The organism is Labilibaculum sp. K2S (assembly GCF_030372765.1).
GTDB lineage: Bacteria > Bacteroidota > Bacteroidia > Bacteroidales > Marinifilaceae > Labilibaculum.
Genome location: NZ_JAUCMW010000004.1, coordinates 85,103 through 106,379, shown reverse-complemented (window position 1 = coordinate 106,379; position 21,277 = coordinate 85,103). Strand labels below are relative to the sequence as shown.

Below are 21,277 nucleotides of genomic sequence, written 5' to 3'. Positions count from 1 at the left end.
CTTACTACTTCCCTGACTGGTAAATTTGATTTTATGAACAAATACATTTTATTTTTAGCGGTTCTTTTTTGCAGTATTTCAAGCAGGGTATTCGGTCAGGATATGGCTGATACTTTAAAGTACGACTGGAATCCTGGAATAATAGGAGCGGGTCCGGTTCGTGGTCTGGAAATGTCTTATCATGCAAATACAAATTATAATATCCGATCGTCTTCAGATGTATATGGAAACGGGAAATCTGAAATTGATTACAATCGTATTTTTACGGCAAAGTTACACTTCCCGATATTTCTTAATCAGAAATTGAAAATTGCCGGTAGTATAGAGTATAGTGATGAAGAATTTCATTTTGATGATATTTCTGATAATGATTACCCTTTGTATAAAAGTCTGAATGACAAAAACCTGAAGAGTGTTGGAGGCAGTCTTTATCTTACTGCGCAGTTAAAAAGGAATATGTTTTTCATGTTTCGTTTTAATGCTAAATTAAAAGGGGATTACTGGAAAGAGCACATTGGTGATGTGAGTCGGTATACTTTTCTAAAAATGGAGATGTCGCCCATAATTGGGTGGAAAGTGAATTCTAAAAAATCATGGGGTATTGGCATGGCTTATTCCTATACTTTTGGCGATCCATTGCTATTTCCGGTTTTTGTTTACAACCATTCTTTTGCTGATAAATGGGGTGTTGAGGCTTTACTTCCTGCAAGAATAAAATTGCGGTATCAACCATCAAAACTTTGTTTTATAAATGCAAAAGCAAGATTGAAAGGTGGTAGTTACAGTATCCATTTTAATGATCCGGAATTGAATGATTTTAAGACACTGGAATTAAGAAGGGCTGATTTGAACTTCTCATTGGAAATAGAAAAGGGAATTACAGATTGGTTGTGGACTTCTTTTGAATGTGGTTATCGAACCAATATTAATTTTGATGTTACCAATAGTAATCACGGATTTAGTCTGTCCGGAAGCAAGTTGACCAATAAGAACAGTATCATAGATTCATCCGTTGGAGGAGGAGTTTTTTACAATTTCTCAGTATTTATCGTGCCCTCAAAAACACTTCTGAAGCGTCTTGGTTTAAAATAAGGGAATGTGAAAACTAAAGGGAAGCATTCTTACTGCCTGGTCTAAAATTAGTAAGAATACCGCCCTTATCGTTTAGTTTAGTTTAGTTCATTCGAAAATATCGATGGCGCGATATCTCTTAAATTATATCTGGATGCCATTGCTTCTCCATAAGCACCAGTGGTACGAATTGCAATTAAATCGTTTCTTTTTGTAGCCGGTAAGCTGACTAATTTACCAAAGCAGTCTGATGATTCACAAATAGGTCCAACCACATCATAATTTTCAGTTTCACCATTCGAACTTAAGTTTTCGATTTTGTGATAAGCCTGATAAAGAGCGGGGCGCAGCAATTCTGTCATGCCGGCATCTAAAATTGCAAATTTGGTTTTCACACCATTTTTAACGTATAAAACTTTGGAAATTAAGCTGCCGCATTGCGCTACCATTGATCTTCCCAATTCGAAATGAAGTTCCTGATTTGCTTCCAGATCTAAAAACTCATCGAAAATGCCAAAAAAGGTCACAAAATCAGGGATCGGATTTTGATCAGGATACTTGTAGTCTACTCCAAAACCACCACCAACATTGATATGATCAACAAAAATTTGCCGGTCCGAAAACCACTGCTTAATTTCATTGATACGAAGACATAAGCCTTTGAACACACTCAAATCGGTAATTTGAGATCCAATGTGAAAGTGCAGACCAATTAACTCTATGTTTTTATAGGATGCAAGACCTTCCAGAACGCTGTCAAATTCCCATCGGCTGATACCAAATTTATTTTCTTCAACTCCTGTTGTGATGTAATGATGCGTATTTGCATTAACATTTGGGTTGATACGAATTGCAATTTTAGCAATTTTATTGGCTTTTTCCGCCATTTCATTAATCAATTCCATTTCGGGAATCGATTCGCAGTTGAAACAGAAAATATCGGAATCAAGTGCGGTTTGAATTTCCTGATCGGATTTTCCAACACCGGCATATACAATTTTATTCGGTGAATATCCTGATTCCAATGATCTCTTTATTTCATTTCCACTTACACAATCGGCACCAAATCCATACGACTGAATTTTGGTCATAATTTTCGGATTGGCATTCGCTTTTACTGCATAATGAACATGATATCCATATTTGGATGACTCTCTTTTAACAATCTCCAAAGTGTTTTGAAGAATCTCCATATCGTAATAGTAAAATGGAGTAGGTATTTTTGAGAATTCGTTGATTCTTGAACTGTTAAACATGATAAAAAAATTGTGGAAACAACAACTAAAATAAATGACTACTTAATGCCTGAAGGGCTGCTACTTTATTCTTCTGATCTACCAATACGGAAATATTGTGTTTGCTGCCTCCGTAGGAAATCATTCGCAATGGAATAGATTCAAGTGCTTCCAGTACCTTTTTAGCACTGCCTGCCGATTCGGATATAAAATCACCAACAATACAAATTATCGATTGATCTTGATCTATCTCTACAATACCAAACTTCAATAATTCCGATTCTATTTCAGGGAGATGAGTATCATCATCTATTGTAAGTGAAATGGCTACCTCCGAGGTAGTAATCATATCAATTGGAGTTTTGTATATCTCGAATATCTCGAACACTTTACGCAAAAATCCATAAGCTAAAAGCATCCTTCCCGATTTAATTTTTACTGCCGTAATTCCATCTTTTGCCGCAATTGCCTTAATTCCTTTTCCAACCAAATCGTCGGTAATTAGAGTTCCTTCGTCCGATGGACTTAGTGTGTTTTTTAAACGGACAGGAATACTAAATTGCTTGCATGGCATGATGCTCGAAGGGTGCATAATTTTAGCCCCAAAATAAGCAAGCTCGGCAGCTTCGTCAAAAGACAATTGTTTAAGGGCTTTGGTATTTTCTACAAAACGAGGATCATTATTGTGAAAACCATCTATATCGGTCCATATTTGAACTTCTTCCGATTTTAAGGCTGCACCAATTAAAGATGCAGAATAATCGCTTCCTCCGCGCTTTAAGTTGTCAACTTCGCCATATGTATCTCTACAGATAAAGCCTTGAGTAATAAAAAGTTTTTGATTGGGATATTGAGCGAGTTCACGTTCCAGATTTTCTTTGATATAGTAGGAATCAGGTTCTCCGTCCTTATCAATCCGCATGAAATTAAGCGCTGGAAGAAATACCGAATCAACACCAATTTCAGTTAAATAGTAATGAAAAAATGCGGTCGAAATTAATTCACCTTGTGCAAGAATTGCTTTTTCCTGAAGTGCAGTAAAGCTGCGGTAAACAAAGTTGCGAATGTAATTGAAATGAGATGTGATTAGCTCATTTCCCTTGTCTTTTCCATTTTTGCTTGTGAATAGTTCCTCAATTCGAACTCTATATTGTGTTTCCAGTTCCGTGATTTTTTCATCAGCCTGTTCCATCTCCCGTTTATACAAAAGATCGGCTATCTCAACCAGAGAATTTGTTGTTCCTGCCATGGCTGACAGAACTATGATTCTGGATTCATCACTTTGAACCAGTTGCGCAAGATTTTTAATTCTTTCGGGCGATCCTACTGAGGTACCACCAAATTTTAAAACTTTCATTGATTAATAATTTTAGTTTTGCCATTTCTCATGGAAATGTTTAAGCTAATAAAAACACATTATCAGCTTGTGGTTTTTTATTTTTCTCAAAAAAAGCCTGCAGAATTTCTGCAGGCTTATATCTCTTATTCGATAGCTTCACATCAATTCACATCATATAACGTCAAAAACGTTTATTGCGTTTATAATGCTTCCTGTATTTTAATGCAATTGCCATCATTTATTTCTTTTTTTATTTGACGGGGTAAAGTTGTGTAAAATTATTTATTAATCCAATTGAAATTATTCAAATTGTTAAAATATTAACTAATAAAGAAATAATTACACTAAAACAAGATCCCATTCCAGCCCCAGAAACCTCTGGGGACATCCATAAATTCAATATAAACCCGGTCTTTTGCTATCTTTAACTTTTCGGCAGCCAAACAAGCAAATTTATTGGATAGATCTTTTGTTTTAGTATCCGGTAAACCAATACTTTTTAATTGCAGAAACAGAGAAGGCTCTTCACTTCCGCCAAGAGTCATTTCAACTTTTGGTGCAAATGCGGTCATTACATATTTCTCAGGTTTACTTAATTCCATCGATATTAAAGTTGAGCATTCTTTTAGGAAAATTTGTTGTTCTTTGCTTGAAAAGCTCTTGTTTGTCTGAACTTTTAAATAAGGCATAACTAAAAGTTTTAAGATTAAAATTACTCATGAATAATAACTGATGAGTACTAAATTTATCAAGAAAAAAAACTTGGTTAAGACGCTTAAGTTATTATTAAATAAGAGAATTACAAAATTAAGGAAATGCTTTTCTATTTTTTTTGCAGCTCTTTTTCAGCACTTTCTACTACTTTTTTAGAGTTTCCTACAAAAATTTTCCTTTCAATAATTATAACTGGTCTTTTTAAAAATGTGTACTCGTTCAAGATATAATTTTTGTATTCTTCTTCGCTTAGGTTCTTCTCTTTTAAATTGAGTTCTTTGTATTTAATTGCCCTACGGCTGAACAGGCTCTCGTAACTACCGGATAATTCGGCCATCAGATTTAGCTGTTCTTCTGTTATTTTTTCTGTTTTTATATCCTGTAGTATAAAATCGGCATCCGGATTTAGTTCTTTAATTATTCTCTTGCAAGTTGAACAACTTGATAGATGGTATATTTTTCTCATAGTCCTTGTTTATATTGTTACTGATTTGTGTTATTGGTAATAATCTGAATTATTTCTTCAGCCTGCTTTAGGTTTTTACTTTGCATTTGTAAGGCAAAATATTTTGTTGAATAAGTTGTTTTCACCCCCTGCCACACTTCTTTAATCTCTTTTTTCTCAATTAAATCTTTACACATACTAAAAGGCAATAAACACAATCCATTGTTGTGTTGAATAGCATCGAGAATGGCATTCAAATTTGGGATTACGTATCTTGGTCTGAAATAAGGATGCTTCTTAAAATTATCAGCCCAAAATGATTTTATGGTTTCCATTTTATGGGAGTAAGAATACCAATCTTGCTCGGAGAGCCATTTTTCGGCTTCATCCATTTTTCTTTCATATACTAATTGATTAAAAGGAATGGTATCTAAATTTTTACTGCTGATAAGAAGTAATTCTTCTTTGCAGAATGGAGCGTATTTTATATCCTTATAATTACTTTGATCTGTGGTGATGAGTAAATCCAGTTGTTTTCGAAACAACTTATCCTGCAATTCTTCTGTCTCACCAAAAAGAAATTCTACATCCATTTCAAGTTGGTTTAAAATTGGGGCAAAGGCATAGTGGAATACTTCCAAGTACATTCCAACCTTTATTTTAGGTCTGTTTAATAGTGTTTTTCGCTTAAAATTCTCTTCGGTTTTTTCAAGTTGAATGATTGCTTCTTCAATTTGATTATACAATTGAATTCCATTGGGAGTAGGAAGCATTCTTCGTGGTTTTCGCTCAAACAGCTTAACTCCCATATAAGCTTCCAACGAAGATAGTTGCTGACTAACACCTGGTTGGGTGATCAGCAAACTCTCTGCAGCGCCGGTTAAGGTGCCACGTTCATAGATTGCTTTAAAGGTTCGGTACCATTCCAGATTCAACATGTGATATAAATTATTTTATATAAATGTATAAAAAGAATAACTTTTTTTATAGAAAAACAGACTTTAACTTTGTTTAAATAATAAATGAGAACCATGAGTAGAGTTTTGTTTGCAGTAACCAGTCATTTTAAAGATGCTTCCGGTTGGGAATCTGGTTGCTATGTGTTGGAAGTTGCAGTTCCATATTTCTATTTGGTGAAAAATGGAGTGGAAATTGATTTTGTTTCTCCTAAAGGTGGAGCTGTTCCTGCAAAGCAATGCGATTTGGATGCCGCTAAAGTGAAATCTTTTTTTGCAGATAAAACAGCAAGTGAAAAATTTTACTCTTCAAAAGTTCCCGAGGAAATTGACTCAAATGACTATGATGCGATTTATTTTCCGGGAGGACATGGCGTTGTTTTTGATCTGCCAAATTGTGAAAAAATTGCAAAAATCGCAGGAGAAATCTACGATAAAGGCGGGGTTGTCTGTGCGGTTTGTCATGGCGGAGCAGGATTACTCAATGTAAAGTTAGCCGATGGTTCTTTTTTGATTGACGGTAAAAACCTGACTGCTTTTAGCAATAAAGAAGAGGAAGCAATAGGAACGGATCAGAAAGTCCCTTTTCTATTAGAGACAGCATTGGTTGAAAAGGGCGCAAATTATTCTTGTGCTGCAAACTGGCAACAGTATGTGGTGGTTGACGGCAGATTAATCACAGGACAAAATCCTGCTTCTGATTTGGAAATGGCGAAAGAACTGGTGAAATTATTAAAGGAAAAAATAGATTAACTAATACAACAAAATAAGATGGAAAATTTTGATTTTTACAATCCGGTAAACATTCTTTTTGGAAAAGGAAAAATTGCAGAAATAAACAAGCACATTTCTAAAGGTGCTAAGATTTTAATGACTTATGGTGGTGGTAGTATTAAGAAAAATGGTGTTTACGATCAGGTTGTGGATGCCTTAAAAGGGTATGAGATTATCGAATTTGGAGGGATTGAACCTAATCCTCATTTCGAGACTTTAATGAAAGCTGTTGAAATAGTTAAATCTGAAAAGATAGATTTTCTTCTTGCAGTAGGTGGCGGATCTGTTTTGGATGGAACAAAATTTATTGCGGCAGCGACCTACTTCGAAGGCGATGCATGGGATATTTTGGCTAAGCGGGCACCAATTACCAAGGCTGTTGAGTTAGGTGCTGTTTTAACTTTGGCAGCAACAGGTTCCGAAATGAATAATGGAGGTGTTGTTACAAAGGCTGCAACAAAGGAAAAAAAGGCATTTGGAAATCCATTGCTGTTTCCGAAATTTTCAGTTTTAGACCCTGAAACAACTTATTCGTTGCCGAAGAGACAAGTCACTAATGGTATTGTAGATGCCTATGTTCACGTAATGGAGCAATATCTCACTTATCCGGTAAATTCTCCGGTTCAGGATCGCTTTGCAGAGGGACTACTTCTCACTTTGTTGGAAGAAGGACCAAAAGCATTGGCTTCGGATACTCCTGATTACGAGAACAGAGCTAATTTAATGTGGGCAGCTACTATGGCTTTAAATGGTTTGATCGGAATGGGTGTGAAAAGCGACTGGGCAACGCATATGATTGGTCATGAGCTGACTGCTTTTCATGGTATCGATCATGCAGTGACTTTGGCTATTGTATTGCCGGGATTATTGACTCAATTGAAAGAGAAGAGAAGTGAAAAATTGCTTCAGTATGCTGAAAGGGTTTGGAACATCACCGAAGGTTCTGATGAGGAGAAAAAGACTCTGGCAATTGATAAAACAGAGGCATTCTTCAATCAGGTTGGAATTAAAACCCGTTTGAGCGAACACAATGTGGGACAAGATAGCATTGATGTTATTGCCAGCCGTTTCGAAGAAAGAGGTTTTGTAGGCATGCTTCCTGATGTTGAGGTGAAAGATGTTGCTGAAATTCTTGAGGCACGTTTGTAAGTTTTATTCAATAAATATAAAGGCTGTATCTTAATTGGTACAGCCTTTTTTAGTGTTAAGAAATTGTGAAATCTATCAGTTTGATTTGTGATAATGAAATCTATGACGTATGTTTGCGTCATTAGAAGTAAGAGCGATTGATATTTACTGAGAACTATGAAAAAATTAGATTTATTCGAAGAAGGCCAACAAGAAATAGCTGCAATGGCAAAAGTACTGGCGCATCCTGCCCGAATTGCCATTTTGCAGTTTTTAGCATCAACACCCACTTGCATTTCGGGAGATATATCTGATTTTCTTCCTTTGAGCAGAACTACGGTATCTCAGCATTTGAAGGAACTTAAATCGGCCGGATTGATTCAAGGAGAAGTGGAAGGGCTGAAAATAAAGTACTGTCTGAAAAAAAAAGGTATTGAGAAGTTGAGAAAGATGTTTGATGATCTTTTGACTCAGATTACTCCTGAAGAAGAAAAGAATTGTTCGTAAATAATTAATATAAATCAGAATGAGAAAAGAGCAGACAGGATACTGAGATGTTCTCATATCTTAGCTCTCACATCTCATATCTAATTAAGAGATATGAAACGCCCCTATAAAGTGTTGCACACAGGAGAGTGAGTGTAATTTGGGAGTTTTATATGGCAATTAAAAAACAAATTATAAGCGTATGAAAGTATTGGTTTTGTGTACAGGAAATTCATGTAGAAGTCAAATGGGTGAAGCAATTTTACGTGAAATTAACCCTGAATTGGAAGTTGTTTCGGCAGGTACTAAAATTGCAGATCGGGTACATCCTTTGGCAGTGAAAGCGATGGCTGAAATAGGAGTTGATATTAGCTCATTTCGCCCCAAAATAGTCGATGAATTCTTGGAAGATGGAGTTGATTTCTTAATCTCAGTGTGTGGTGGAGCAAAAGATGCTTGTCCTGCATTTACTGGACCTGTTGGAACCCGATTACACATTGGTTTCGACGATCCGGCTTATGCCGAGGGAACTGAAGAAGAAATTTTCAATGTATTTAGAAGAGTACGTGATGAAATCCGCAGAGATTTCGCAAAATTTAATGAGGAATACATCCTAAAAAAATAAAACATGGGAGCTTTAAATAAGAAATTATCGTTTTTAGACAGATATCTTACCATATGGATATTTGCGGCCATGGCAATTGGTGTTGGAATGGGGTATTTTTTTCCTGCCATGTCTGGATTTTGGAACAAATTATCGGTGGGAACCACAAATGTTCCAATTGCTATCGGATTGGTGATCATGATGTATCCACCACTTGCAAAAGTAAAATATGAAGAACTAAAGGATGTTTTCAAAAACCGGAAGATATTGATTCTCTCTTTAGTTCAGAATTGGATTTTGGGACCAACTTTGATGTTTGCTTTGGCTATTATTTTTCTTCAGGATTATCCGGAATACATGACAGGATTGATACTGATAGGTTTGGCCAGATGTATTGCGATGGTAATTGTTTGGAATGATTTGGCCAAAGGAGATCCTGAATATGCTGCCGGTTTAGTTGCCTTTAACAGCATCTTTCAGGTATTGTTTTTCTCTGTTTATGCCTATGTATTCATCACTGTGCTGCCCGAATATTTTGGCTTACAAGGTTCTGTAGTTGATGTTTCCATGGGAGATATCGCGGAAAGCGTAATGATTTATCTTGGAATTCCATTTTTCGCCGGAATGATTACCCGATACTTCGGAATTAAAGCAAAAGGCAAGGATTGGTATCAGAAAAAATTCATTCCTAAAATTAGTCCGCTTACCTTATTTGCTTTGCTGTTTACCATTTTTGTGATGTTCTCGTTAAAAGGAGAATACATTGTTCAGTTGCCATTTGATGTGGTTCGAATCGCGATTCCTTTGGTCATTTATTTTGTGATCATGTTTGTAATTTCCTTCTTTATGGGAAAGAAATTTAAAGCAGGATATGCCAAAACAGCGAGTTTATCTTTTACAGCAGCCAGTAACAATTTTGAATTGGCCATCGCAGTAGCTATTGCTGTTTTTGGTATCGATTCGGGAGTTGCATTTGCTGCAGTTATTGGGCCACTGGTTGAGGTGCCGGTATTAATCGCCTTGGTAAATGTTTCGCTGAGATTAAAAGATAAGTACTTTAAAGGGAAAATAGATGTTGTTAAGTGTGCTGATAATTAGCAGTTAACAGACTCTTGTCAATAGAACAAAAAGTCATGGTTCGTATGGAACCGTGACTTTTTTTATGCTTTAATCATATTGAATACAATCGGTAATATTCCTTATATTTGAAATACAAAAAACAATTATATGATTAAACCTGGATTAAAAATTGGCATACTCCTTACCCTTATATTGGTTTTGCCTTCCTTGTTTTTCTCTGCATACGAGATCAGTAATATCAATCAAAATGAGGCAGTTATTGATTCTGTTTATTCCAGTCAGTTAGAGTCCATTCTGTTTTCTGTCAATCAGTATTCCGATGATGTAATCAGTGGTTGGGCCAATCAGCTCGATAAAGGAAAATATGGTGTCGAAACAGAAATAAAATTATTAGTGTCTAAAAATTATTCGATAGATGCTTTTTTTCTGATTGATTCTTTAAAGCATCAACTCTTCCCGAAAGAAAAAATTCCTGAAGACAGCATCACGATTCTCAAAAGGAATCTGGAAAATGCTTTTGCCAATAATGCGGGCAATATTGAAAGATTACAAGAATACATTAAAAGCGGTTATCAGAAAATAGGTGTTCTTGACTTTAACAGGAAAGGAAAAAGTCTGTTTGCGTTTGCAAGAACTGTTGATTCTTTATCCGTGGAAACGGTTTTACTGCTTGTTGACACCGAGAAGTTTATTAAAGAAAATCTGGGGCCGAAAATTCAGGGAATTGCACAAGACCAGTTTTATATTTCGGTAATTGATAAAAAGAGAAACACCGAGATTTATTCCAATGTTGTTTTCGATGAAGGCGAAAAGAATATTCAGCAACGCAGACAGATTTGGCTGTTCCCGGCTTACGATTTGGGCATTCAGATGAAAGGAAATACCATTGAGGATTTGGTTCGGGAAAGAACAAATACCAATATAATTATGCTGATTGTGATGGATCTGATTCTTTTGTTGGGCGCCTGGTTTGTTTATCGGAACATCCGGCAGCAAATGAAGCTGACCCAATTAAAATCGGATTTTATATCTAATGTATCGCACGAAATAAGAACGCCGTTGGCACTGATAAATATGTATTCGGAGACCTTGGAAATGGGACGCCTGCCATCCGAAGAAAAAAAGAAGGAATATTATAAGGTGATTAACACCGAGGCCAACCGTTTATCGAACATGGTGAATAATATCCTTAATTTTAGTAAAATTGAAAGCGGTAAGCGGGAATATCATTTTAGGGAGGCGGATATTAATGCCGAAATAGAAACAATTCTCGAAAACTACGGACAGCACCTTCATAAAAAGGGCTTTGAAATTAAATTTGAAGCTTTCGATGAGTTACCAAAGCTTATTATTGACAAAGAAGCCGTTTCCGAAGCAATTATCAACTTGATTGATAATGCCGTAAAATACAGTGACGAGACCAAGAGAATTGAGATTGTATGCCATGCCGATTTGGAGTTTGCCTACATAAATGTGATCGATTTTGGGATTGGAATTTCTAAAAAAGATCAGCTACTGATTTTCGATAAATTCTATAGGGTGAGTTCGGGTGATTTGGCCAATAAGGTGAAAGGTTCGGGAATCGGATTGAGCATTGTAAAGCACATTATGGATGCGCACAACGGGCAGATAACGGTTCAGAGTTCAAAAGAGGGGGGAACTTGTTTTACGCTAAGTTTTCCTTTGAGATATAAAAATGAAAGATTTGAAATTGTAGACATATGAAACGAGCCATGAGAAGACTTTTCTCACACACGAGGATGACTAAGTTGGCGAGTTCCATGTGGCAATAAAAAACAAATTTAGACACATGAAACGTCCATGTATAAAGCTTTCTACACACAGGGAGATGATTATATGGTAAGTTCCATCTGACAAAAACTTAAAATTATAAACAGATGAAACCAATATTAATTGTGGAAGACGAGCCCGGCATGTTAATGGGATTGAAAGATAATCTGGAGTTTGAGGAATATCAGGTTGATGTTGCCGATGATGGCGAAATTGGACTGGATAAAATCTTAGGAAATGAATACTCTCTGGTGCTTTTGGATGTAATGCTTCCAAAAATTTCGGGATTTGATATTTGTAAACAAGCCCGCAAAAAAGGAATTGCTACGCCTATAATTCTGCTGACAGCAAGAGGTGAGGAGATCGATAAAGTATTGGGATTGGAGTTTGGTGCTGATGATTACATTACCAAACCATTTAGTTTGCGTGAATTGCTGGCCCGGATACGAGCAGTACTAAGGCGTACCGAAAACAGGATAGAAAGCAAAGCCGGTAATTCAGTGGAAATCGGAAAATTATCAATCAATTTTTCCTCTTTCGAAGGATTTGTCGATCAGAAGGAAGTGAAGATGTCGCACAAAGAAGTTGAGATATTGAACTATTTGTGGGACAACAAGAATACGATTGTTAGTCGTGATGATCTTTTGGACCATATCTGGGGAACGGATTATCAGCCAACATCCCGAACCATTGATAATTTTATTTTGAAGCTAAGACACAAGATTGAGCAGGATCCAAATCATGCAAAAATAATACTAACCGTGCACGGTGTTGGCTATCGTCTGGTGGTTTAAAAAAGTCAAAAAGTCAAAAAGTCAAAAAGTCAAAAAGTCTTGAAGGGTCAAATTGTTGATAGGTCAAAAGTTTTAGTAATATCCATTGCCCCGTGCTTTAGCTCGGGGATCAAGGAAAAAGTATCAAGTATCCATTGCACCGTGCTTTAGCTTGGTGCTTGTAAAAATAGAAGGGGAGCAAGTTGGTTGTAGTAGTCATTATTTGTGGTGTATGTTAATCACCCCAAGCTCCTAAAGGGGCTTATTATTAGCTTATTGCAACACTTGATCAATGTGAAAGTCCCCTTAGGAAATTTAGAGGTAGTTTTGTAATGGCAAAAGGTCGGTAAATCGAACTATTAGATAGCTTTATCACCTTAAAACACAACTGATGACAATTGATGACATCTTATAACCTGGGGGTGACACAAATGATTTTTCAGCAGCCTAATTTTACCAATAGAAAGTTAAGATAGATGGAATGGTGGGCGTACGACTCCATTCTCTTTTAAAAACTAAAACGATTGGTAATTTAAAAATTAGGATGATGAAAACGATAAGAACAGCATTTTTAGCATTGGTATGTTTACTGTTAGCTGCAAGTTTGGGAATGGCAACAACTCCCGATAAACAAAAAATAGAAAAAGAAAAAAGTATTTTACTGAATAAAATCCACAAATCAGTATCACAAACAAATTTTGCAGATTTAATTGATCTTGGAGAATCTGAACTAATAGTTTTGCGTTGTACAATAAATGAAAATAACCGGGTTGTGGTGAGTAAAGTAATTGGTTTTAATGAAGAACTGAAAAAAGCCGTTCGCAAAACAATGGAGGATGCAAAAATTAAGGCGATTCCCGGTCTGGTTGGTGAAGAATTAGCCCTTAAGGTTAAATTTAAAATGCTGAGATGGTAAACCGGAAGTGTTTGTATAAATTAGAGGAGATAAGAAATGAATAGTATGATCTATAAAAGCCAAATTTTGAAAGGATGTATTCTACTTCTGTTTTTGATTTTTCAAGTGGGTACGATACAATCCGAGAATCTGAAAAGTTTGGTGAACCTGGAAGGGAACTGGAAATTTTCAATTGGGGATGACCCTGCAAGAGCCATCCCTGATTACGATGATTCCGATTGGCAAAATGTATTTGTTCCTAACAGTTGGGAGGATAATGGCTATGAAGATTACAATGGTTTTGCTTGGTATCGTAAAACCTTTAAAATTAGCCAGCCATTCAACAGAGAGTACCTTTATTTATACATGGGTTATATCGATGATGTGGATGAGGTGTACTTAAACGGAAAATTGATCGGCGCATCGGGTAATTTTCCGCCGCGAATGAAAACGGCATACAACATTCCGAGAATGTATCCGGTGCCTGCAAATTTGATTCATAAAAATGGTGAAAACGTAATTGCTGTAAGGGTTTATGATGGAATTCTAAATGGAGGAATCACACAAGGACCAGTAGGTATTTTTATTGATAAAGATCAGGAGAGAATGGATGTAGACCTAACGGGCTACTGGAATTTTGAATGTGGAAACTCTGTTGATCAAGGAAATTTAAAGTGTGTAACTTATCGAAAAGGAAAAATATTTGTTCCCGGATTTTGGGAAGCCCGAGGTTATAATGATTTAGACGGAAAAGCCAAATATACCAAAGAATTCAACTATCCGTCGGATTTGAATACTTCAGGAAAAGCATTGATCTTGGGAGTGATTGACGATGAGGATGTGGTGTGGCTGAATGGAGAGAGAATCAAATGGATGGGGTACAAAAGAGGTAGTAATTGGTATGATAATGCGTATCATTTGACTTTTCGGGCCTACGAAATTCCAAAGGGCTTATTGAAAAGTAGTGGTGTAAATGTAATAGAGGTGATGGTTAAAGATTATACCGGACCAGGTGGAATTTATAGAGGTCCAATCGGCATTACCGATATCGAACTGGCTGAGGAAATGGTGAAAAGAGAGTACAAGGACAACCGTTCGGGTTTTGAGAAGTTTATTGATTATTGGTTTGATTAATTACCGCAATAATTCCTGGGTTGTACTTACAGCCCTAACTGTTTTGTAAATGTGCAATGTAGAAGATATGAATAGAATGGGTGAGCATATAATTCAATGGATGAAGTTTCTTTTTGTAATGCTGTGTGTTTGTGTACTTGGAAATGAAACTTCAGCGCAGGATTATCAGAAAGTGGTTGACTTAAACGGTCGTTGGGAATTCTCAATTGGAGACAATTCGAAATGGGCAGATCCTAATTATGATGATTCCAACTGGGAACGGGTTGATGTTCCCTCGGCATGGGAAAATCAGGGATTTCATGGTTACGATGGATTTGCATGGTACAGAACCAGTTTTAGCTATTCGGCTTCGCTAAAAGGTCAGAGTCTGTTTCTTAAATTGGGAAATATTGATGATGTGGATGAAGTTTTTGTGAATGGAATACGAATCGGACAATCGGGCAGTTTTCCTCCCCGTTATTCTACAGCTTACAATTCGAACCGGGTGTACAATATTCCTTCGGCCGTTTTGCGCGGTAATAATGTAATAGCCGTTCGTGTTTACGATGATGTAGGAGAAGGAGGTATTATTCGTGGTGATATCTCTGTTGTAGTAGACCGCGATGCAATACCCGTTGACATTGATTTACGAGGTAAATGGAAGTTTAAGACGGGGCGTTATGCACATGAAGATCTGCAAAATGCATCCAATTGGGATGATATTATTGTTCCTGGATTTTGGGAGAATCAGGGCTATAAAAATTACGATGGATATGCCTGTTACGTTCTCGATTTTAATGCCAATGATAAGTTTTTGGCAGAGAGAATGGTTCTTGTTTTGGGCAAGATTGATGATCTCGATCAGGTAATTGTAAACGGAGTGTTGGTTGGCCAATCCGGTGAATTTGATCCTTCAACGGTGCAGCATTATTCAAATACTTATAAGCAGCTAAGAGGTTATTATCTGCCTGTAAATCTGATTAAAAAAGGAACAAATAGAATTGTTGTGCGTGTTTACGACGCCACACAGGGAGGCGGAATTTATACTGGTTCCATTGGTTTAATTTCACAAGATCATTACATCAACTATTGGAATAGCAGAAGAAGGCGAAACTAATTATCACCTTGAATTAAAATTTACGCTTGAAGAAGTGAAAGATCTTCTGTAAAAATCAAAAGTCATTTATGTGTAATTAGTAACGAATAACAACAGATAAATGATATGAAGTGCATCGTTCTGAAAAATATGACACTATGACGAAGAAACAAATAAAACGAATACTCCGAATACTCCGAATAGCATTTATTCTTGCAAGTATATCCTCTTTGTGGTTCGTGCCATGGATTTTGGTAAAGGCTTGGATTTTGCCACTGCCTGATACGGTTCAGGAACAAGTAAATGAAGCCATTGATCATGGATTTGATGGAATGATTGTTTATGTGGATCAAGCCGGGAAGCCACCGGAATTTTATGCGGCAGGCTGGCATGACCGAAAAAACAAAATTCCAGCCTACCCGAAGGCCTTATTCAAGATTGCCAGCATTACCAAGCTATATATCGCTGTTGCTGTTGCTAAATTAGTCAAAGACGGACGTTTGTCCTTGGATAAAACACTCGCTGATTACTTTCCGGAACTTGTGGGAAGAATTGAAAATGCTGATAAAATTACCTTGAGAATGATGGTACAGCATCGAAGTGGCATTCCCAATTTTGTAGACCATCCTGATTATTGGAAAAAACCGCCCAAAAACAGACAGGAAACACTTGAATACGCACTGGATTTACCAGCTGACTTTGAACCGGGTGAAGATTATGGTTATTCAAATACCAATTATATGTTGATTGAGGACCTCATTGATAAAGTGCTGGGTTATAGTCATCAGCAATATATCAAAAAGGAAATTTTGATTCCTCTCAAGCTCAATCATACATTTGGTTCGCTTCATGAAGTGGATATAGACAATGTGATGAGTGGTTATTACGTTGGAATTGAGGAAGATTTTAAGACTAAAGATACAGGCTTAATGCTGGCAACAGCAGAGGATGTGGGTATATTTCTGCGGGCATTAAATGATGGTTCAGTGTTTAATGAAGGGGAACAGGAAATCTATTCCTCCATTTACGTGTACGAACATACAGGTCTTCTTGTTGGCTATCAGAGTATTGCCAAATACTACAAAGACATTGATACAGTTGTTATTCAATTTAATAATACAACCAACTTTGATGGATATGACTGGAATTTAGCGGAAATCATATACAATCGCATTGTAAAAATAGTGAGAAGTAAAAAAAGCTCGTAATTAATGTATCGAAACAATAATCGAAGTAGCTGTAAATTAAATGGCTGTAGTCGGCTTTGTTTTTTTCGTAACTTATCAGGAAAGTGCCATGCAATCCGCAAAACAACATTCAATTTACCGTTGGGCAAAATTTTAGCAGATATGAACAATTAATGGAATATTTAATCAGACATATTGAAAACTACACCAAGTTAAGCGAGTATGAAAAAGAAAACATTCTGCTTTTCGTAAAAAAGAGACATTTTGATAAAAATGAAATAGTTTTTACCGAAGGAAAAATAGCAAATGAAATATACTTTGTAACCAAAGGCTGTGTTCGTTTGTTTTATAATGTTGATGGGAAAGACCGGACTGCTTTCTTTTACACCGATGGTCAATTCATTTGTGCAGGAGAGAGTTATACATACAATGTTCCGGCAAGAGAAAATTATCAGGCAATAGAAAATACTGAGATTTATATTTTCGATAAAACCAACATTGAAAAATTATTGGAAATATCTCCAAAATTTGAATTAATAGCGCGGATTGCCACTGAAAATGAATTGATAGTCTGTCAACGAATTATTGCTTCATTTGTCACAAAATCGGCCGAAGAAAGGTACATTGAACTTTTGGAGACCAATGGTGAATTATTTCAGCGTGTTCCGCAGCAATACATCGCTTCTTTTTTGGGCGTTTCACCTGAAACGTTAAGCAGGATAAAAAAAAGAGTATTAGCTAAAGGAAATTCTTGACGAACGTCAAGAGCATAAAAATGCTCATTCTATATCTTTGAAAAAAAAATATGGAAAAGAAAAGAATATTAGTTGCTGGAGCAACAGGCTATCTGGGGCAATACATAACCAAAAAATTAGTGTCAGATGGATATGATACAAGCATTATTGTTCGCGATAAGACAAAAGTTCAGTTGGAGCATGATAATTTGAAAATAGTTGAGGCCCAAATAACTAATTCTGAAACATTAAAAGGTATTTGCAGTGATATAGATATTGTAATTAGTACTGTTGGAATTACCCGTCAAAAAGATGGTCTTACATATATGGATGTCGATTACCAGGCAAATGCAAACTTAATTGATGAAGCCAAAAAAAGCGGAGTGAAAAAATTCATTTATATATCGGTTTTAAACGGAGAAAAGCTAAGAAACTTAAAAATTTGTGAAGCCAAAGAAAAATTAGGCGATTATTTGAAATCTTCGGGATTGGATTTTTGCATCATCAGACCAAACGGATTTTTCTCTGATATGGGCGATTTTTTAAAAATGGCAAAAGGAGGAAAAGTTTATCTCTTTGGCAATGGGAAACTAAAACTAAATCCGATTCATGGTGAGGATTTAGCAAAAATAGTGGTCGGTGCAATAAGTCAGACAACAAAAGAAATTAATGTTGGAGGTCCCGATATGCTTTCACAAAATGAAATTGCAGAATTGGCGCTGAAAGCTTATTCGAAGCCGGTAAAAATCATCCATCTTTCAGATTGGATAAGAAAATTTGCTCTTTGTGCTGTTCGAACAGTTACAAGCTCAAAAACATACGGCCCCATTGAATTTTTTATGACAACAATGGGAATGGATATGCAGGCACCACAATACGGCAAACACAAATTAAAAGACTTTTTTATTGAACAGGTAAGTAAAAACTTAGCCTGACATTTTGTGTGAGTGATGGTAGGAAAAATACTGAATGTCAAGCTTTTCAGTTCGCTCAGATTTCATTGCGGATTGAAGGAAAACGACTGTTCAATCTGCCGCTGTCCGGCCAATTAACCAGACAATGGTATGATGCTAAACTGAAATTTTAAGCTGATTTTAAGTTTTGCTTAAGCCAATTTAAAAGGGGAAGTACTAATATTTGTATAAACTTTTAAAAACTGAAACGATGTTTACAGCGACACATTTACATGCAATGATTGTTCATTTTCCGGTTGCCTTGGTATTGGTAGCATTTGTATCGGAACTAATTGGACTTATATTTAAGAAACAATTTTATCTTCAGGTTTCGTTTTATATTATAGTATTGGCAGGTTTAGGGGCTGTTGCAGCCTATCTTACAGGCGATGCCGCCGGCGATGGTATGGATGGAGGCTCTTTACAACGGGCACTGGAGGCTCATGAAGAATCTGCAGCCTTTACTCTATGGTTAACCATGGCAGCGGCGGGAGTAAAAATTGTTCTCTATTATATTAAAAATGAAATGCGGTGGCTAAAAATTCTGGCTTTTACTTTATTGTTCGCAGCTGCCGGTAGTGTTGCCCGTACAGGTTATCTGGGCGGTCAGTTGGTGTTTAAACATGCAGCAGGTGTGGAATTAGGTATTGGTAATTTTGATACCTTACAGAACGATGAGGAGGATGATTAGGTCATTTTGGTAGAACACGTTGATGAAAATGAAGAATAATGTGTAATATTTAAACAAAACATATGCGAATTTTATTAGTCGAAGACGAAACCTCCATTTCCAATTTCCTTAAAGATGGGCTGGAAGAGGAGGGGTTTGCCGTTGATGTGGCCGATAATGGAAAAACAGGTCTGCAATTAGCTCTGGATAATCTGGAAGAATATGATACCATAATTCTTGATTGGATGCTGCCAGGTATGAGCGGAATAGAAATATGCCGGAATATTCGTAAAGAGAGTCATCTGGTACCGGTTATTTTCCTTACCGCGCGTGATACCACCGACGATGCTGTTTTTGGGCTTGAAGCCGGAGCCAATGATTACATTCGGAAACCTTTTGCTTTTGACGAATTATTAGCCCGAATTCGGGTACTGATGCGCGGAAAAAGCGGAGAAAATTCGGTCTTTCGATACAAGGAGATCATTCTCGATGTAGATTCGCACCGTGTAAGTAAAGCCGATGAAAATGTGGAACTGACTCAAAAGGAATTTGCCCTGCTTGAGTTTTTACTGCGCAACAAGGGAAAAGTAAGTCGGCGCACCCGCATCATCGAGAAAGTGTGGGATATACATTTCGATTATGATACCTCGGTAATTGATGTGTACATCAATGCACTTCGCAAAAAACTCGATGATAAAAACAGCGAATCGTTTATTGAAACCATTCGGGGAGTTGGATACCGGATAAATGAAGAAGCATGAACCTGCATTTTAAAAACCGCATAGCCCTTTTTAATACCGTTGCTGCAGCCATTACCATGTTGGTGGTATTCGCTGCGGTGTATGCTGTGGTTTACATCACTACGTACCGGCACCTCGATAGTAATATCCTGGAAGAAAGGGCGGAATTGTTTTCGCAGATAAGCACTGTTGGTGATTCTCTGGTGTTTAGTCTGAATGCCGAGTGGGAAGAGATGGAACACAATAGAGCAGAAGTGGATCCCATTTTTTTACAGATGGTGGATGACCGTGGTACTGTGATCTTTCATTCGCGGAATTTAGAGAACGATCAGTTGCAGTTTGCCGATTCCCTGACTTCGGAGCTGTTTTTTAATGTAGAGTTTAATGGGAAAAAGATCCGACAGGGACAATTTCCCATCAAAACTGAAGGTGGTAAAATAATCGGACAACTCGATATTGGAATTTCCCAGGTTGATTCCATATTAATTCTTACCAATCTGCGGAATACTTTTTTTGCAGCGTTTCCGCTGATGTTATTGTTTTTTTACGGGGTAACATCGCTGGTGGCATCGCGGAGTATAGCTCCTGTTAAGAGGTTGATTGCTTACGCTGAAAAAATGAATTATAACAATATTGATCCACGTTTACCTTTGCCGGTTCATCACGACGAAATTTATCATCTTACGACTACTATTAATGCCCTGTTGGAACGAATTGAAACCGGACGCAGCCGTGAGAAGCAGATTACAGCAGATATTTCGCACGAACTGCGCACGCCGCTTACCAGTATTAAAGGAACCCTGGAAGTGCTTATTCGCAAAACCCGGGAACCGCAGCAATATGAGGAAAAAGTGCGGCAGGTAATTCACGAAGTTGATTCGATAAATCATATTATTAATCAGTTGCTTTATTTAGCCCGTTTGGATTCGGGAAATCTTTCAATTGTTAAAAAGCCTGTTAATCTGTATGATATGCTGCTTGCCGTTAAAAACAGATGGCGCCTGCAGATGAACAGCAAGCAGATGATTCTGAAATTGGATATTCCGAAGGATACAGTGGTTCAAGCCGATTTTGGATTGCTTGAAATGATTATGGAGAACCTGGTAAGCAATGCTGTTAAATACGGATACAAACAGGGACAGTTGATTTGTAATTGGCAGGCCGATGCCGGAATTTTATCGATTAGCGACAACGGACCTGGCATTCCACAGGAACATTTGCCTCATATTTTTAATCGTTTTTACCGGGTAGACGTTCCCGGAAGTACTTTGGTGCAAAGTACCGGATTGGGATTGTACATTGTTAAAATGCTTGCCGGTATTCAGGGAATACAAATACAGGCGGACAGCCAGATAAACCGGGGAACTCAATTCCATCTCCATTTTAAAGGATAATTTTTAAGCTGATTTTAAGAAAGGCTAAAGGAAGCTTTAATGGTATACGTGCCATATTTGTATTGTATATTATTAATTAAAACAAAAAAAAGAATAAAA

22 protein-coding genes are annotated in these 21,277 nt (G+C 36.9%); 17 read left to right on the top strand and 5 right to left on the bottom strand.

The window, feature by feature from the left end; all coding sequences use genetic code 11:
• The first annotated feature begins 33 nt into the window (after window positions 1-33).
• Window positions 34-1,092: a DUF6268 family outer membrane beta-barrel protein gene (locus QUH73_RS07680; protein WP_289529852.1), complete on the top strand. Its 1,059-nt coding sequence runs from the start codon at window positions 34-36 to the stop codon at window positions 1,090-1,092.
• Window positions 1,093-1,169: 77 nt separating this feature from the next.
• On the opposite strand, the gene lysA is transcribed toward QUH73_RS07680, so the two are convergent.
• The 5 genes from lysA to QUH73_RS07655 form a co-directional block, all read right to left on the bottom strand.
• Entirely contained in the window at window positions 1,170-2,327 is a 1,158-nt protein-coding gene (gene lysA, locus QUH73_RS07675) for a diaminopimelate decarboxylase (protein ID WP_289529851.1), read from the bottom strand.
• 25 nt (window positions 2,328-2,352) lie between these two features.
• Window positions 2,353-3,663 (bottom strand): aspartate kinase, encoded by a 1,311-nt coding sequence (locus QUH73_RS07670; RefSeq protein ID WP_289529850.1) that lies wholly within the window; start codon window positions 3,661-3,663, stop codon window positions 2,353-2,355.
• Between the two features lie 326 nt (window positions 3,664-3,989).
• On the bottom strand, window positions 3,990-4,334 hold the full coding sequence (locus QUH73_RS07665; RefSeq protein ID WP_289529849.1) for a phenylpyruvate tautomerase MIF-related protein: 345 nt from the start codon (window positions 4,332-4,334) through the stop codon (window positions 3,990-3,992).
• 134 nt (window positions 4,335-4,468) lie between these two features.
• A complete protein-coding gene (locus QUH73_RS07660; protein ID WP_289529848.1) occupies window positions 4,469-4,825 on the bottom strand; it encodes an arsenate reductase family protein in 357 nt (118 codons plus the stop codon).
• 17 nt (window positions 4,826-4,842) lie between these two features.
• Complete coding sequence (locus tag QUH73_RS07655; protein WP_289529847.1) at window positions 4,843-5,742, bottom strand: LysR family transcriptional regulator; 900 nt, start codon at window positions 5,740-5,742, stop codon at window positions 4,843-4,845.
• A gap of 93 nt (window positions 5,743-5,835) precedes the next feature.
• Here QUH73_RS07655 and QUH73_RS07650 point away from each other — a divergent pair, with 93 nt between their 5' ends.
• From QUH73_RS07650 to QUH73_RS07575, 16 genes are all read left to right on the top strand, one after another.
• Window positions 5,836-6,513: a type 1 glutamine amidotransferase domain-containing protein gene (locus tag QUH73_RS07650; RefSeq protein ID WP_289529846.1), complete on the top strand. Its 678-nt coding sequence runs from the start codon at window positions 5,836-5,838 to the stop codon at window positions 6,511-6,513.
• Window positions 6,514-6,531: 18 nt separating this feature from the next.
• Window positions 6,532-7,683, top strand: coding sequence for an iron-containing alcohol dehydrogenase (locus QUH73_RS07645; protein ID WP_289529845.1), 1,152 nt, complete (start codon window positions 6,532-6,534; stop codon window positions 7,681-7,683).
• Between the two features lie 156 nt (window positions 7,684-7,839).
• Window positions 7,840-8,169, top strand: coding sequence for an ArsR/SmtB family transcription factor (locus QUH73_RS07640; RefSeq protein WP_289529844.1), 330 nt, complete (start codon window positions 7,840-7,842; stop codon window positions 8,167-8,169).
• A 181-nt stretch (window positions 8,170-8,350) separates the two neighbouring features.
• Window positions 8,351-8,773 carry an arsenate reductase ArsC gene (locus QUH73_RS07635; protein ID WP_289529843.1) on the top strand — a complete coding sequence of 141 codons (423 nt, stop codon included), beginning with the start codon at window positions 8,351-8,353 and terminating at the stop codon, window positions 8,771-8,773.
• Between the two features lie 3 nt (window positions 8,774-8,776).
• Window positions 8,777-9,850 (top strand): ACR3 family arsenite efflux transporter, encoded by a 1,074-nt coding sequence (gene arsB / locus QUH73_RS07630; protein ID WP_289529842.1) that lies wholly within the window; start codon window positions 8,777-8,779, stop codon window positions 9,848-9,850.
• Window positions 9,851-9,979: 129 nt separating this feature from the next.
• Window positions 9,980-11,557, top strand: a complete 1,578-nt coding sequence (locus QUH73_RS07625; RefSeq protein WP_289529841.1) for a sensor histidine kinase — start codon at window positions 9,980-9,982, stop codon at window positions 11,555-11,557.
• Window positions 11,558-11,730: 173 nt separating this feature from the next.
• Window positions 11,731-12,417, top strand: coding sequence for a response regulator transcription factor (locus tag QUH73_RS07620; protein ID WP_289529840.1), 687 nt, complete (start codon window positions 11,731-11,733; stop codon window positions 12,415-12,417).
• 526 nt (window positions 12,418-12,943) lie between these two features.
• Window positions 12,944-13,312, top strand: coding sequence for a hypothetical protein (locus tag QUH73_RS07615; RefSeq protein ID WP_289529839.1), 369 nt, complete (start codon window positions 12,944-12,946; stop codon window positions 13,310-13,312).
• A gap of 45 nt (window positions 13,313-13,357) precedes the next feature.
• Window positions 13,358-14,425 (top strand): beta galactosidase jelly roll domain-containing protein, encoded by a 1,068-nt coding sequence (locus QUH73_RS07610; RefSeq protein WP_289529838.1) that lies wholly within the window; start codon window positions 13,358-13,360, stop codon window positions 14,423-14,425.
• Window positions 14,426-14,474: 49 nt separating this feature from the next.
• On the top strand, window positions 14,475-15,521 hold the full coding sequence (locus QUH73_RS07605; RefSeq protein WP_289529837.1) for a beta galactosidase jelly roll domain-containing protein: 1,047 nt from the start codon (window positions 14,475-14,477) through the stop codon (window positions 15,519-15,521).
• A gap of 137 nt (window positions 15,522-15,658) precedes the next feature.
• On the top strand, window positions 15,659-16,708 hold the full coding sequence (locus QUH73_RS07600) for a serine hydrolase domain-containing protein (RefSeq protein ID WP_289529836.1): 1,050 nt from the start codon (window positions 15,659-15,661) through the stop codon (window positions 16,706-16,708).
• 152 nt (window positions 16,709-16,860) lie between these two features.
• Window positions 16,861-17,442: a Crp/Fnr family transcriptional regulator gene (locus QUH73_RS07595; protein WP_289529835.1), complete on the top strand. Its 582-nt coding sequence runs from the start codon at window positions 16,861-16,863 to the stop codon at window positions 17,440-17,442.
• A gap of 50 nt (window positions 17,443-17,492) precedes the next feature.
• A complete protein-coding gene (locus tag QUH73_RS07590; protein WP_289529834.1) occupies window positions 17,493-18,356 on the top strand; it encodes an SDR family oxidoreductase in 864 nt (287 codons plus the stop codon).
• Between the two features lie 229 nt (window positions 18,357-18,585).
• Window positions 18,586-19,065: a DUF2231 domain-containing protein gene (locus QUH73_RS07585; protein ID WP_101311337.1), complete on the top strand. Its 480-nt coding sequence runs from the start codon at window positions 18,586-18,588 to the stop codon at window positions 19,063-19,065.
• A gap of 62 nt (window positions 19,066-19,127) precedes the next feature.
• Complete coding sequence (locus tag QUH73_RS07580) at window positions 19,128-19,805, top strand: response regulator transcription factor (RefSeq protein ID WP_289529833.1); 678 nt, start codon at window positions 19,128-19,130, stop codon at window positions 19,803-19,805.
• Window positions 19,802-21,178 carry a sensor histidine kinase gene (locus tag QUH73_RS07575; RefSeq protein WP_289529832.1) on the top strand — a complete coding sequence of 459 codons (1,377 nt, stop codon included), beginning with the start codon at window positions 19,802-19,804 and terminating at the stop codon, window positions 21,176-21,178. The genes QUH73_RS07580 and QUH73_RS07575 overlap by 4 nt, the downstream gene beginning before the upstream one ends.
• The last annotated feature ends 99 nt before the right edge of the window (window positions 21,179-21,277 follow it).